This window comes from Mesorhizobium sp. M4A.F.Ca.ET.022.05.2.1, from assembly GCF_003998845.1.
Lineage (GTDB): Bacteria > Pseudomonadota > Alphaproteobacteria > Rhizobiales > Rhizobiaceae > Mesorhizobium.
Genome location: NZ_RZOJ01000005.1, coordinates 38607 through 53680, shown reverse-complemented (window position 1 = coordinate 53680; position 15074 = coordinate 38607). Strand labels below are relative to the sequence as shown.

The following is a 15074-nucleotide window of genomic DNA, read 5'->3' as shown; positions in this document are numbered from 1 at the left end:
TGGCCTTCCCATAAGCCGAAGGAATCCTGAGTACGAATGAGCCGCAGGAGGCATTTGACGAACGGGGAAGCAAGGGCCTCGCCGTCCCCGTGGACAGCAGGGCCAACCGGTTCATGAGGAATTTCGCTTTTCCCCAATTTCAGTACTCCTCTTGAAGGACGATCTCTTTTTCTGCGATGTGTGGTTCGGGCGCTTGCGTGGGCGGGGAATGGCTTGGGCGAGCCGATCCCACGCAACAGTGTCCCGTGGCCGACCTCGAGCACGTCCACCAATGCGAGACCTTTCACCGCGGCGCGAACGCCTGCGCCGCGGTTCGACCCGAGGTAAACGCAATGGAAATTCCACCTGCCGCAAGCCGCGCACTTTTGCGGCATCGACGTTATTGCTGCGAAGTGCGCCTGGGCGGGCGGATTTGCCGGTGTTCAATTCCAATTGTCATGCCCTTCGCGATCCTTGCTCAGGAAGTGACAGCGTTTTGAGTTTCGGAAGTCTTGTTTTGCGGAGCCACACAGAGACCCGCGTGACAGGCAGGCTCACCCGTGTAGTTGGCCAGGGCTTGGAGCAACGAGGTGAGGTAGCGCTGTTTGGTTTGGTCCGGCACTGGCTCCGAATGGTCCAGCGATTTGATTGCCACCTCGATCAACTCGATCGCCCGGTCCTTGTTGCCGCTCTCGTAATAATACTGAGCGACCGGAAAGTAACACCCGAATTTAAAGTCTCCATCGCCTTGCGGAGGATTAAGTTCCAGGATCTGTTCGGAGAGCTCCTTGCCCATCGCAAAGCGATCATCATGCGGAAGATGGGAGTTGTCGATCGTGGGATGGAAGAGTTGGTTCAGCGCCATCACCACCCAAGACATCGCTTCGAACTTTTTGTTGATCGCGTCCTCGACCAATTCGCGCATAAGCGGCAAGCCGGTTTTGATGTCGCGCAGCTTGTGAAGCAGAATATCCGCATGAACCCGCCGAAAATCAAAAGAGTCTGGCATCACGGCGAGGCCTTCTTCGATGGCCAATAGTGCCGCTGCCCAATCCTCGTCCTGCATCGCCGGCCCAAGTTTGGCGTATATCGGCTGACTCAGCGACGATTCGCGCACACGCGAGATTCGCTTTGCATCGACGGCTTTCGCTTCATAGCTGCTGCGCCAGCTGCCGTTAAGGACTTTCGGCAAAACGTCATCGAGAGGTGCCGGGTGGCCGATATAAGCGATGTGGCCGTCGCGGTCGACCACGAACGAGGTGGGAATCCCGAACGAAGAGCTGGGTTCCAGCCAGAGCTTTTTCATTTCGCCAGTGCAATCGAACGCTGTCCGATAATTCAGATTCGGGAACTTCTCGGTCAGCCAGGCATCCACGTTGGTCCGCGCTTCGTCCGCGGTTGCAGCCTTTTCGCAAGCTGCGACTCCGATAATCTCAAATCCGCTGTCTTTATATTTCTCCTGCAGTTCGATCAAATGGGGCATGGCGTGGACACATGGTCGGCACCAAGTCGCCCAAAATTCAACGAGGTAGACCTTGCCGGGCCGAAGGCTCGTGAGGGGCTCGCCACGCAGCCAGTTCTCCACTTTCAGCGCAGGAGCCGGGGACCCCATACGCAGTTCCATCTTGGTGTCCAAAGTCATTCCACACCTTTCGTCTCTTTTGTCGCGGAATATTTTCCAGTCAAAATCGGACACGGTCTCGAGGGCATTGCTCCCTCTCGCTTGCTTCAGCGGAGCTCTCACCGTGTTGCCGCACATCAAGCACGGCAAAGGGCATGCCAACCCTTCTTAGCTTCGGCAAGCGCCGGTACCGCCTTGAATAAGCGAGCCCTAACACGGCCAGCTGACGTTAACCTGAATGTCGGCTTTCGACGGCTCACCTTAGCGGCTGCCGTTTAGGAAGGTGAGAGTTTGGCTGGCCCGCTGGCGATAAGACCGGCTTCGGCGTCCTGGAGTAGTCGCACTTCGGCGATGGGGTCGAAAGTGCGGGAGAGGCTCGGTACCCTTGCAGCCACCGCCGCATGTGGCCCGGCGTCATAATTCGCGTCGCGGTTGCCAACGGCGGCGTTGGGCTCGATCCACGTGGCGTTGAGCCCGACAGCACGTAAAGCTGCATCGTGATTGAATGCCCTTTGCTGTTTCACGCCAAGCAGGAGTCGCGCGACGCTACCTTGCTCAAGCGCGAGCAGAGCGATCTGACGCCGTAGGAATATTGCTCGTCCCGCTTTTGCCGCCAGAGGCGGAAATCTTTCCTGAATGCCACCGCCGATCATCAATATCGACGAATCATATCCCGCTGCCCATTTGTTCGACTCCGAGGTCGGGCCAGCACTCCGTCAAGGGACGGTTGATGAACCCTAGATGCTCGGGATTGGCGCATGGCGCGCGCCGCAGAAGGCTGTCAAGGATGCGGCGCGCTCGCCAGGCCAGCAGCCCAAAGTTCGGATCAGCCAGCCCGCGCTGTCCAAGGCAGGCGTTCTGAACGAAAAGGCGTCGGTCTCGCGGTCCGTCCCAGTACACCGAAAAATCCTCGCCGATGGCGAGCTCATTGCCGATCTGTTCGAGGCGATCTGCGATCGGTTCTAGGAAACCCGGCAGCGGTTTCTCGTACCCGGTGGCCAGGATGACGATATCGGCGGTTACTTCTCCGATGTTGTCCAAGCCGCGTTGCAGCGTGAGCCTGTGCCCTGCTCCGGCATTGATGCAGCGCGACACGTTGCAACTTGGCCGCAATGTGATCTCGCATTGGTGTGGCTCGAGAAAGGCGTGGTGGTAGAGCGCCTGATAGACCGCGCGCAACTTGCTTTCTGAAATGCCCTCGGAGGCAAGCGCGAAACGCCGCAGGAACAGCTGTCGATGCACCTCGCTCATCGCAGCAAAACGATCCGAGAAGCATGGCGTGAACAGCCCGTTTGTGAACGCGTGGTCGTCGAAAGGCATCTCGCGCGTCAAGACCCATGTGATCGCCGCGGGCCGCCGTTCTTTCGGCCGGCCGACAAGGTGCAGTAGCAGCTCGGCTCCCGACTGTCCGCCGCCAACAACGCAGACATGCTTTTTTTGCACCTCAGGATTGATGTGGGCCAACTCAGATGAGTGGAACAGGTTGGGTCCAGTCCAGCCATGAAACTGAGGCGGAATTTGCGCCTGCTTGCCTATGTCGATGACGAGGTTTCTTGCATCAAGGACCGCGTTGTCCGTCCGCACGCGAAACTCGCCGTCAAAGCGGATTTCGCGAACGGCCTCGCCGCCACGGACAAGCGGATTCTTCTGGAACGCCCAGTTGAGATATTGGGCGAACTCGGCTCTAAGCACCCCGTGAAATTGCGCATTGAGGAAATTGTAAAGACGCCCGTTCTCGTGGAGGTAGTTTACGAATGTGTAGGCTGATCGCGGATTGACCAGAGTAACCAGATCCTGGAAGTGGCCGACCTGGAGCTCCGCGCAATCGAAAGCGCTGCCTGGATGTCCTCGGAAATCGACCTCCCGGTCCAGGAACAGTGCCCCTTGCGCAATCTCTTCCTGTATCTGACACGCAAGGCTCAAATTAGATGGTCCAGCACCCACACCAATACAAAAGAGGTCCACTTATCCTTACTCCTCTAGGAGTGTTTTCCAACTCAGCGGCATGTTGACGTCGATTGCCGGGCATTGAGCAATGCGAACCTCACAGGCATGCTTGAGCCGCGGTCCCGACTGAGAGGACAGCAAAAGCGTGTGCCGCCTTCCAGGTCTTGGGCTCAATGTCGGCGGCATCGACAGCGGCGCGGCGTGATCCGAACCCAAGAGCAGAAGGAAAGTGTGTGATGCTGTCGCGCGGCTCTTCCGGATCTTACGGCGGCTTCTAGCGCCGGCCTCCACCCCAGGAGTGGCTGTTTCCCTGCCACGACGGAAGCGGCTCTTTCTTTCGAGGGGCGTAACCATGGATAACGGCTCTTAATGCTTTCGGAGACTCCCATGCATGCGGCGTGCCGGATAAAGACCTGTCAAACCAACGAGTTCGCGCAGTTCCAGCTCGTCTGGAATCCGACATTGTCGCACGCCCGACGATCGGGCAGGGGAAGCTCCGCGGCAGCGGCCCTTGCACACCGCAGGCTGACAGGGACAGCCGCCGATTTGACGCGCGTCCGGGTACTGATAAGGGGCCTTCCAACAGGGTTCGCGCACGAGGCGGGGTCTCCTGGTACACCCGCCCTGTGGCTTGGCTGCGGTCTGCTGCAGCCGTTCGTCTTTACTGCCCGTTGCGGACGATCTCGCACGAGTTGGTTCACGAGAGCGTCGTGAAGCAGTCGAGGCGTCCGGTTTGGCTCTGACAAGCGTCGCAAGATGTTCGCGGATCCAGCCATGTCTCCGCAATCCGACCGGTAACCGACGACGACTTCGGACTGGTTGGCGGTCCTACGACCTGATCGGTGTTCCTACGGAGCTGATCAGCGAGCCAAAAACAGCGGCAATGTGGTCTTCCCAAAGCTCCAGCTCGGCGGACCGCCGAAAATCCGCTCACGCAGCCCACGGCTGCCATAAGCACCCATAACCATCATGTCAGCACAGATGTCGTTCGCGTGCTGGGTCAGCACTGTGCCCGCCGATTTGCCGGCGCTCTTAAGCAGGTCAACGGAGACCCGAGCACCGTGCCGAGTAAGATAGGCAGCGATGTCAGCTCCAGACTGCGCGCCTTTCCCGTTGTTTTGCGCCTTTGGATCGACCATAGCGACACAGACTTCCTTGGCAGCGGATAGGATACTAAGAGCTTCCCGAACCGCACGCGAGGCCTCTACACGCGAATCCCAGCCGACCAGCACGCGTCGAGGCGACAGCGTCGCCTTAACGCCCTTCGGCACGATGAGCACCGGCTTTCCGCTATCGAACAAGCAGCCGTTGACAACAGGAGGTCCGAGAGTCTCATCGTTGAGGAGGTCTCCTCCAACGATCGTCAGGTCAGCGCAGAGCGCCCGCTGTCGTGCCACTTCACCGAGGCTAGCCGGATCGCAATAGTCGGTGTCAACGTCACAGGAAAGCGACATAGCTTTCAGCCTTTTGAGGATATCCGCGGACCGTCTTTCCATTCTGGTCACGTCCTGTGAAAATTTCTCGATTTGCTGAAATCGATAGTTCGGTACTGCAATTGCCTGTGCACGTCCTGTATTCCATTCGGGGGGCGGAGACAACATCAAGAGCAATGGAGGCGGTATAATGAGTACCGATAGGTGCGCGCCGACCTCGGCACACAGTCCGGCAGCTGTTGTGAGGTCCTCATCAGAATGATCAGCACCCGTCACACTGAATATGCTTTTAAATTCCATTTGCCTGCTTCTCCTGGTCTTCGTTAGGAGCGCCTCAAAGCGGCAACACCGCTCTCAGGAGGAAGAGAGAGCGGCACCACGTTCGATCACCGATTTCAGTCGTCCGGCTTCTCGAGCGAGTAGCCGGCCGACCTGACGGTGCGAATGACGCTGCCGGGCAAGGCCGTTTTCAGCGCCCTCCTGATTCGGCTGATATGGACATCGACGGTGCGTGCACCGACATGAATGTTGGGCAGCCAGGCCGCCCCGATAAGCTCGTCCCGGCTGAAGACCTTGCCGGGGGCCTCAATCATAAGCCGCAGCACGTTGAAATCGATCCGTCCGAGATGGATGTCGTGGCCATTACCGCGAACCCGATGGGCATCGAGCTTCATCTCCAGGCCTCCACAACAAATCCAACTGTCGTTTTCAACCCCGTTCGGACCACGCTTGGTCAGCCCGAGCCTCGCCCGCAGGCAGTCGAGCAGCTTGGCCGGAGCCACCGGCCGCACAAAGCTCTCAACGCCTGCCTTCAAGAGATCGAGGTGCTGGTGCTCGGCGCCAGGCGCGATCAGGGCGATGATAGGCAGGTCGGTGGTGCGCGGTTCCCGCTTGAGGTGGGCGCAAATTGCGGACCCGTTTATGCTGGCTGGGTCGCAATCCAGCACTACGGCCTGAAGCTCCCGTTGTTCGGCCAAGGCCAGCGCAGCCTTCGCGCCGTCTGCCGTCTCACTGCTGAAACCGTCAACCTCCAGTATGTGGCTGTAGAGCAGATAGAACTCGGCATCTTGCGAGCAGATCAGGACCAGCGGCTTCTTCATCGGCGATACCCCAACAACCTGGTCGGCCTCGAGTCCCTGGATCGAGGGGACTGGCCAACATAGTTTCTCGGGTCCGTCATGATGGCCTTTCTCGAAAATCGCGCCCATCATGCCAGCGCCACGTGGGGAAAGGTTTCGATGACTGAAATCGCATCGTCGACCAGCTTCGTACCGGCCGTGGCGAGCTTCAGGAGCGTCTCGAAGCCAAACCGGTGGACATCGCGCAGCGTTTTGGACAAAACGACCAGCCGTCCGGTCGTGAAAAGCACCCGACCAAAACCCTCATGGCTCACCTGGATCATCGGCGATGCCATAAGGCCGCAGCGCTCCTCGATCGCAAGCCCGATGGCGGCGTAGTACTTGTCGAGCCTCCACAGCACGTCGGGATCGGGATCTCCGATGATTGGGATCCCTCGGCGCTGTTCCTTGGTAATGATGAAGTCGCCCAGCAGCTCAGCGTCCGCTTTGCGTTCCCACGAGCCATAGGAATCCTGAGAACGGATCAGCCGCACGAGGCATTTGACGAACGGGGTGCAAAGAGCCGCCTCGTCTTCGGCGACAGCTGGGGGGATTGCGGGGTCAGGCATTGGCGTCCTCCTCTTTTCAGTCCTCGTCCTCGAAGGACGGTTTCTTTTCGGCAATGCCCGCTCGCGCCAGCACCTTGCGCAGCCAAGGCGGAGGACACGTCCTGAGCATCATCTGCGTGCGCAAGAGCACCTGTGGGATCGATTGGGGCTCCGCCACTTTGATCGGGTGGATTTTTGCCGCGACAAGCTTGGCTGCCGAAGGGCCGCCAATTGCCAGACAAAACAGGATCTGACAGCCCTTGAGCGCATCCACCTTTGGCGTGATGCGATCATCGCGCTCGGCCCGATGCTCCCCGCTTTCATCGGACACGTCATCGAAGGCCACGGCTTCTACGAGATTCCATTCCTCGCGCGTCACGTCGTAGACAGCAAAGCGCCTGGCCGACCCGAAATGGGCGTTGAGGTCCTGCATGTCCTGAGTGGCGATCGCAACGCGCAATGCGCCCTTACGTCGTTCAGGCATCGGGGCGAAAACCTCACTACTGACCAGCGAGAGGCGGCGAACAGCGTTCATCGTGATATTTCTCGATTACGGAGTGGATCAAGCGCCTCAGGAGTGGGCGCGTGTTGGTTGGCCTGGAAGATGCTGGCGACCTCGAAGATCATGTCGCGGGTGCCCTGATAGAGAATTGCGAGCTTGTGCTGGCTGCCTAGTCGATCGAAGACCGGGAACCCGATGCGCATGAGCGGAATTCGGAGCCGCTCCGATGCTTGGCGCCCGTGCGAATGCGTGACAAGCAGGTCAGCACCGACGGCAAGACTTTCCAGATCGCCGAGATCGCCGATCTGAACCGAAACCGCCGGGACTTTCTCGAGAATTTTAGACCTGTCGGTCGTTGTGACGGCCGCGGCTATCTCGGAGCCGAGGCCAGCAAAGAAGGTCGCAAGTTGGAACAGCTGGTCTGGTTCGGCAGCGATGGCAATTTTCTTGCCGCCGAAATGGAAATGTCCGTCGAGCATCGCGTCCTGCAATTGCGCCCGGCGCCGGCGCACGCGGGCCGGTACCGCCGCGCCCGAAATCGCAGACAGCAGCGACACGAAGCGGTCCGTGTCCTGCAGCCCAGTCAGTGACTGGAACAACACGTAAGGCACGCCGGTCAACCCGTGCAGCGCTTTCGCCGGGCGGCGCATGTGCTCACCGATGGCGATGCATTGCATGGCCGTGCCCAACTCGCGAATGTCTTCGACGCTGGTGCCGCCGTATGTGGTCGCTACCCAGCGGTCAGGAACCGTACCGTCGAGCGAGCCTGAAATGTCGGGCAGAATAACCGGCTTGAGCCCAAAGCTTTCAACCATGTCCCGCATATGCTCGATGTCGGCGATAGAGAGGTTGCATCCGGGCAGGATTGCGATCTTCTTCGGGTGCCGCGCCCGTTCGCCCGAGCGCGTAATCCCTTCGATCATTGCGGTGACTGCCTTGGCCCAGCCCTCTTCGATCGCGCCGTCAAAATCCGGCGTGTTGGCCAGCACGACCTCCGTACCCGCAAGCTGTTGCGTGTGCTTCCGCATGATGTTGGCAATATCACCCGCGCAATCTTCGCCACGCGTCTCCACCAGCGCGGTCGTGCACACCCCGATCAGCGTTGGCTTCGTGCGGTTCTTGAGGTTGAGGATCGCCTCTTCCAGATGGTCGGCTGCGCCGAGGATGGTCGCCACCTCATCCATCGCCGTAGTCTGCAAGGGAATCGCTTCTTTGAAGTGCCGCACGAAGAGAACGAGCGCAAAGCTTGTGCAGCCTTGGCTGCCGTGGAACAGCGGCATCGCACCGTCGACGCCAAGAAAGGCAAAGGCGGCACCCAGCGGCTGCGACGACTTCAGCGGGTTGACTGCCGCCGATTTGCTCTGGGGAAGGATGCGGGCCATCGGTCGCCTCAACACTCGTGTGCCGTCGCGCAGGCGAATTCATCAAACAGGTACGCGGTCTCGTTCCTCGTGCACGGCAATTCGCCTATCAGCTCAGGCTGGCAATCCCACGGGGCCGGCTGGCGCACCTGAGACCAGATCGGATTGTGAATGGCGAGGTCGATCTGGCGTACGAGTTCCACCATGCCGTCATAGCCGGCATAAGGATGCTGGCGCTCCTGGTTGATATCGAGCCAGGGCGTCTTGGCCTTGAGCGCAATGAATTGCGTGCGACCGCCCGACAGCATGATATCGGCCCTGTGTTCAGAGAGCATGGCGTACAGCTCGCTCGCAGCCATGGATTCGAACATGTGCTTGTCGTGCTTGAGAACTTGTTTGATGCGCTCCTTGTCCTGCACCGTAGATTTCTTGATCGAGGTGCCGACGATCTCGATTCCGATCTCCATCAGCGCATGGACAACCGACCAGGACTTCACACCGCCTGTGTTGAGCAGCACGCGCTTGCCTTGGAGCCTTTGCCGGTAGGATTCGAGTTTCTTCCACGCGATCGCCTCCTGCTGCGCGATCAGCGTCTCTGTGCGCTCGAGGATCTCCGGATCGGCGCCCTTCCTCACCAGCAGCCTGACAAGGTTTCGAAGAGCTTGCGATGTGTCGGAGATGCCATAGAAGGAGCCCTCGAAGAACGGGATGTCCCAGCGCTCCTCCATCTTGCGGGCAAGACTGATCAGCGCGGTCGAGCACACCATCATTGCCGCCCGGGCGCGGTGCGCGGAAGCAATGTCGCGGTAACGCGCATCGCCGGGAATGCAGGCGCGCACCCGGATCCCGAGCCGATCGAGGAGCGGCTTTACAAGCCAGAATTCGCCCGAGAGGTTGAATTCGCCAAGGATGTTGATGTCGTAGGGTCCGGGGTCGTCGGGTTCGACCGTGCCGATGACATGATCGAGCAACGCCTCGGCGGCGAGCTTATTGCCGAGGTTCTTGGAGCCTGCCAGGCCAGGCGCATTGATCGGCACCACGGCCAAACCGAACTTTTCCGTGGCGCGTTTGCACACGGCCTCGATGTCGTCACCGATCAGCGCCGTTACGCAAGTCGAGTAGACGAAGATCGCCGGCGGCGCGTATGTGTGCTTGATCTCGCGGATCGCCTTGAAGAGTTTCCGCTCGCCCTGCCCCATCACAAGGTCGAGTTCGGTGAGGTCGGTCGTGAAGCTTGTCCGCCACAAGGTCGGCCCTGACGAAACCGCACCACGGTTGTCCCAAGAATTGCCCTCGCAGGCGAGCGGCGCATGGACCAGATGCGCAACGTCGGTGATCGGCTGCAGGACGATCTTGGCTCCGTCAAAGGCGCAGCCGCCGGCTGCCGCCCCTGGTGTCAGCGACTTCGAGCAGCCCTCCTTGCGCGCCTTGGCATCTTTGCCACGGTTCTTATCGCAGGCGGGCTCATCGAAGGCGTCCTTGATTTTGGCGCTGAGGGAGGACATTGCTCAGCCTCCCCAGTCCATTGGGCAAGGAATGGCCTCGGCGAAAAGCCGGCCACGGCTCTTAGCGCGTGAGGTCATAGGAATAATCCGTCACACCCGTCTCGCTCGTCTCGCGATCGAGTTTGTCGAAGATCTTGTCGAGGATCGTCGTCAGCACGCGCAACGCTCCCTGGTAGCCAAAGAGCGCAAAGCGGTGATGATGGTGCCGATCGAAGATCGGAAACATCAGCCGGATCAGCGGTGTTCCGGTGTCGCGCTCCAGGTACTTGCCGTAGGAATTGCCGATCAAAAGGTCCACCGGCTCGGTAAAGAGCAGTGAGCGCAGCGCCCACAGGTCCTTGCCCGCCCAAACCTGGGCAGCCTTGCCGAAAGGCGAGGATGCTAGCAGCTTCTTCAAATCGGCTTCCCATGCCGAGGTGCCATTGGTGGCGAGGCAATGGGTTGGCTCGCCGCCGGTCTCCATGACAAAGCGGGCCATTGCGTGAACGAAGTCGGGATCACCGTAGATGGCGTATTTCTTACCATGCAACCAGGATTGGCTGTCCGCCATGGCGTCTACCAGTCGGCCGCGCTCGAGGCGAATTGCCTCGGGAATCTCCTTGCCGGAAATCGCCGCGACCTCCATCAGGAATTCGTCCGTCGCCTGAACGCCGAGCGGATAGTGGAACGAGGCCGTCGCCTGCCCGACCTCCTCGCAATAGCCCAGTGTCTTTCGGGTGTTGTGATGCTGCAGCGAAAGCGTTGCCTCGGCGTTGAGGGCCTTCTTCACCTCGTTGATCTTCGTGCCCCCGTCATACATGCGGTATTCACCGTCCGAAGGCGTATCGAACTGGTCAGAGGCATCCTGGATCAATGTATAGGACACGCCCATTACATCGAGCAGGCGCTTGAGCTCCCGGTTGTTGCCGACGCAGAAGCCGTCGAAGCCCGGAATGATGTTGATGGTTCCTTCGATTTGCGTACGCTCCTGACCTTTCCAGAAGTGCTCCAAAATGCCTTTGACCATGTTGTCATAGCCGTCGACATGACTGCCAACGAAGGCCGGGGTGTGGGCAAAGGGCACGTCGAAGTCGCGCGGGACTGAATCTTCGTCCTTGGCGTTCTGGATGAAGCTGTGCAGGTCGTCGCCAATGACCTCTGCCATACAGGTCGTCGACACGGCAATCATCTTGGGGTCGTAGAGCTGGTAGGTGTTGGCGAGCCCGTCGACCATGTTCTTCAGGCCGCCAAACACCGCCGCATCCTCGGTCATTGAGGAGGAGACCGCCGCGGCAGGCTCCTTGAAATGGCGCGACAGGTGCGAGCGGTAATAGGCGACGCAACCTTGGCTGCCGTGGACGAAGGACATGGTTCGCTCGAAGCCGGCGGCAGCGAATACCGCACCCAGCGGCTGGCAGGCCTTGGCCGGGTTCACGACAAGCGCTTTGCGGGCGAGGTTCTTTTCGCGGTATTCCCACGTCTGGGTGAAATCGCGCTGATCGGAAATGATTTCATCGGGGTGCGGACATTCGAAGTTTAGCTTCTTCTCAGCGAGCATCTTTCTGTATTCCGGCTCGCGGAACAGGGGAGCGTGATCGAGAATTTTTTCAGCCGACTGCGGCATGATGATTACCTCTTTTGCATCTGGCTGCGCGGGACGGCAGCTCAGGACGTCAAGACGTTCCAGGCTCCGGCGGATCAGAGGCCGCGGGAGTTCACCGTCTCAGTGGGAGACTGGGGCTGAAGCAAATGTTTATTCGGCAGCCATCGCCCGCTCATCGCCCCGGCTTCTTTTCCAAGGCGCGTGGAATAGGTCCCAGACCGGGTTGTTAATGGCGAGATCCACATCACGTGCGAAAATGGCAAAGCCATCGTAGCCGTGATACGGGCCTGAATAATCCCAGGAATGCATCTGGCGGAACGGTATGCCCATCTTCTGCACCGGGTATTTTTCTTTGATTCCCGAGCCGACCAGATTTGGGCGAATCCCTTCGATGAATTTCTCCAACTCATAGCCGGTCACGTCATCGTAGATCAGCGTGCCGTTCTTCACGTAGTGGCCGGTGCGCTGATAGTCGTCGCTGTGGGCGAATTCATAGCCGGTGCCCACGATGACCATGCCGAGGTCCTCGTAGGCCGTGACGACGTGGCGGGGGCGCAGGCCGCCCACATAGAGCATCACGGTATTTCCTTCCAGGCGCGACAGGTACTTGGCGATGACCGCATCAACAAGCGGCCTGTACTTGGCAATGACCTTTTCGGTCTTCTCCTCGATTTCCGGCCCAAAATGCTTGGCTATGTTGCGCAGAGAGGCTTCGATCTGGGAGGGACCGAAGAAATTGTACTCCATCCAGGCGACGCCATACTTTTCCTCCATATGCCGACAGATGTAATTCATCGACCGGTAGCAGTGGATAAGATTGAGCTTAGCCTTCGGGGCGCGCTCGATCTCTGCGAGTGTGGCGTCACCCGACCAGTTGCCAACCACGCGCAGCCCTATCTCCTCAAGCAGTATGCGCGAGGCCCAGGCATCGCCGCCGATATTGTAGTCGCCGATGACGTTGACGTCGTAGGGGCCGGCCTCGAACTTGACATCCTTTTTGTCGAAGACCCAATCCCGGATTGCATCATTGGCGATGTGGTGGCCAAGCGACTGCGAGACGCCGCGGAAGCCCTCGCAGCGTACCGGCACGATCGTCTTGTCATACTCCTTGGTCTTTTTGCGAGAAACGGCCTCGGTGTCATCGCCAATCAGGCCGATAGGGCATTCGGACTGCACGGTGATGCCGTTGTTGAGCGGAAACAAGACTTCAATCTCGTCAATGATCTGTTCCAGCTTCTTGTCGCCGCCGAAGACGATGTCCTTCTCCTGGAAATCGGAGGTGAACTGCATTGTCCCGAACGTGTCGACGCCCGTTGTACCGACGTAGTAGTTGCGGCGCTGCGACCAAGAATATTGGCCGCAGCCGACCGGGCCGTGCGAGATATGGACCATATCCTTGACTGGCCCCCACACCACGCCTTTCGAACCAGCATATGCACAGCCGCGAATCGTCATCACCCCGGGAATGGACTTGATGTTCGATTTGACGTCGCATTCGGAAAGGACCTCGCTTTCCCCGCCAGCCTCGTTGCCGCTCTTTGCGACGTTGAGGTGCTTCTTGCGGCGCTTCGCCGCCTTGTCGGGATAATGCGACAGCACCTCTTCGATAAGCTTCGCATGAAGAGCACCGTCATTCTCGTATTCCCGGCTCATGAGTCCCCCTTTCAAGGTTGGGTGACGCCTCAAAGAATAGGCGCCGTTCTCTGCAAGGCGCGCCGATTCATGGCAGCGCTAATGTCACTACTGGGCCGCCGCCTTCGCCGCTTCCTTGGAGTGAAGCTCGGCAAGCATCTGCTCGTCGGTCTTCATGATGCCGAAGTCGAGCAGCATCTCCTCCAGCTCCTCCATGGTGATCGGCGTCGGGATCGTACCCTGGCCCGAATTGGCGTGGATCTTCTCGGCCAGAGCGCGGTATTCCCCTGCCTGCTTTGAGTCCGGCGCGTACTGGATCACCGACATCTTCCTGAGTTCGGCATGTTGGACGATGTTGTCGCGGGGCACGAAGTGGATGAGCTTGGAATTCAATCGGCCAGCCAGTGCTTCGGCCAGATCGAGTTCGCGGTCGGTTTGACGTTCATTGCAGATCAGCCCGCCCAGCCGCACACCGCCCGAATGGGCATATTTGAGGATGCCCTTGGCGATGTTGTTGGCGGCATAGAGCGCCATCATCTCGCCGGACATGACGATATAGATCTCCTGGGCCTTGCCTTCGCGGATCGGCATGGCGAAGCCGCCGCATACCACGTCGCCGAGGACGTCATAGGAGACATAATCGACATCGTCATAAGCGCCATTCTCCTCGAGGAAATTGATCGAGGTGATGACGCCGCGGCCGGCGCAACCGACACCCGGCTCGGGGCCGCCGGACTCCACGCACTTGATGCCTCTGTAGCCCACCTTGAGCACGTCCTGGAGTTCGAGGTCTTCCACCGAACCTTCCTGTGCGGCGAGATCCAGGACGGTATCCTGAGCTTTCGAATTCAGGATCAAGCGTGTGGAATCGGCTTTGGGGTCGCATCCTACGATGAGGATTCTCTGCCCGAGGTCGACAAGGGCAGCGAGCGTATTTTGGGACGTGGTGGACTTGCCGATGCCGCCTTTTCCGTAAAAGGCGATCTGACGCAGACCTGACATAATAGCTTTCCTTCCTTCGTTCTAATCATCGCGACTGCCCGCGACACAAGTGCCGATAGGCAGCTCGTGCCGCCTCACACCAAGCATCGCAAAAAGCGTACCAGCGTGATCGGCCGATCCCAGAAAAAACTTTGTCATTAAATTCCAGCCGCTTAGACGGCGGCAAAACGCGCGAACGGGCCTTTCAGGCGTCTGTCACGGACACGACAAAGCCGACACAGATTGTCGTGCGCCATCCAAACCGCCGTGTGTCGAGCTCGAAGCGGGAGAATGGGGAAGTTAGCCCAAAGCTGATGGCGAGACCATCGGAAGACATCGGCTCTTGTCTTTCCAGCCTGCCATTGATCGGGCGGTCGCTGGATGAGCAGGAGCCTGGGGCTTGACCGCGGCGCGGGTAGTTCAGGCAGGCTTACAGAGCGGGAACGCCGGCGGCCGATAGACATCCGCGCTTAACCTTTCATAGCCCGTCTACAAGTTGGTTCCGCCGACGCGCTATATGGAAGCCAAATAATTCAGTAGCTTAGCCGAGAGCATTGATTTTTTCAGAAAGATACGTGTTATACGCGTACGAACCGCCGAACCCATGGTCGGCGCCCTCATGCGCGTGAGACCCCGTTGTGGGCGAGGCTCGCGACTGGCTGCACGATCCTAGCCGGCCTGCTTGCCATTGAGTTTGGTCCCGCCGCGGTAGGCTGCGGCATCAAGGGCAACATCAGCTACAACACTGGCAAGAAGATTATCACGTTCTTGGACAGGAATCTTACTGGGAGACACGCATCAACAGGCGGGCGGGCGGGCTTCGAGAGGTTAGTGTCGCGGCAGCTTGCAGATCTGCCCACGGGGC

At 59.3% G+C, this 15074-nt stretch carries 12 protein-coding genes; all 12 read right to left on the bottom strand.

What is annotated here, in order from left to right; all coding sequences use genetic code 11:
- Positions 1-457 precede the first annotated feature (457 nt).
- The 12 genes from EN745_RS01610 to nifH all read right to left on the bottom strand — a co-directional run bounded on the left by EN745_RS01610 (position 458) and on the right by nifH (position 14230).
- Positions 458-1621, bottom strand: a complete 1164-nt coding sequence (locus EN745_RS01610; RefSeq protein ID WP_245438181.1) for a TlpA disulfide reductase family protein — start codon at positions 1619-1621, stop codon at positions 458-460.
- Between the two features lie 254 nt (positions 1622-1875).
- Positions 1876-2253 carry a hypothetical protein gene (locus EN745_RS01605; protein ID WP_024505270.1) on the bottom strand — a complete coding sequence of 126 codons (378 nt, stop codon included), beginning with the start codon at positions 2251-2253 and terminating at the stop codon, positions 1876-1878.
- 13 nt (positions 2254-2266) lie between these two features.
- Positions 2267-3565 carry a SidA/IucD/PvdA family monooxygenase gene (locus EN745_RS01600; protein WP_063169368.1) on the bottom strand — a complete coding sequence of 433 codons (1299 nt, stop codon included), beginning with the start codon at positions 3563-3565 and terminating at the stop codon, positions 2267-2269.
- An 842-nt stretch (positions 3566-4407) separates the two neighbouring features.
- A complete protein-coding gene (locus tag EN745_RS01595) occupies positions 4408-5280 on the bottom strand; it encodes a universal stress protein (RefSeq protein ID WP_126087041.1) in 873 nt (290 codons plus the stop codon).
- Between the two features lie 95 nt (positions 5281-5375).
- Entirely contained in the window at positions 5376-6080 is a 705-nt protein-coding gene (locus EN745_RS01590; protein ID WP_224571202.1) for a response regulator transcription factor, read from the bottom strand.
- A 107-nt stretch (positions 6081-6187) separates the two neighbouring features.
- A complete protein-coding gene (locus EN745_RS01585) occupies positions 6188-6667 on the bottom strand; it encodes a NifX-associated nitrogen fixation protein (protein WP_024505267.1) in 480 nt (159 codons plus the stop codon).
- Between the two features lie 16 nt (positions 6668-6683).
- On the bottom strand, positions 6684-7181 hold the full coding sequence (gene nifX, locus EN745_RS01580) for a nitrogen fixation protein NifX (protein WP_063169371.1): 498 nt from the start codon (positions 7179-7181) through the stop codon (positions 6684-6686).
- Positions 7178-8530: a nitrogenase iron-molybdenum cofactor biosynthesis protein NifN gene (gene nifN / locus EN745_RS01575; protein ID WP_126063827.1), complete on the bottom strand. Its 1353-nt coding sequence runs from the start codon at positions 8528-8530 to the stop codon at positions 7178-7180. Before nifN ends, nifX begins: the two co-directional genes overlap by 4 nt.
- Positions 8531-8538: 8 nt before the next feature.
- A complete protein-coding gene (nifE, locus tag EN745_RS01570; RefSeq protein ID WP_095489376.1) occupies positions 8539-10014 on the bottom strand; it encodes a nitrogenase iron-molybdenum cofactor biosynthesis protein NifE in 1476 nt (491 codons plus the stop codon).
- Between the two features lie 61 nt (positions 10015-10075).
- On the bottom strand, positions 10076-11617 hold the full coding sequence (nifK, locus tag EN745_RS01565) for a nitrogenase molybdenum-iron protein subunit beta (RefSeq protein WP_126063826.1): 1542 nt from the start codon (positions 11615-11617) through the stop codon (positions 10076-10078).
- Between the two features lie 129 nt (positions 11618-11746).
- Entirely contained in the window at positions 11747-13249 is a 1503-nt protein-coding gene (gene nifD / locus EN745_RS01560) for a nitrogenase molybdenum-iron protein alpha chain (protein WP_024505262.1), read from the bottom strand.
- A gap of 87 nt (positions 13250-13336) precedes the next feature.
- Entirely contained in the window at positions 13337-14230 is an 894-nt protein-coding gene (nifH, locus tag EN745_RS01555; RefSeq protein WP_024505261.1) for a nitrogenase iron protein, read from the bottom strand.
- Between the last annotated feature and the right edge of the window lie 844 nt (positions 14231-15074).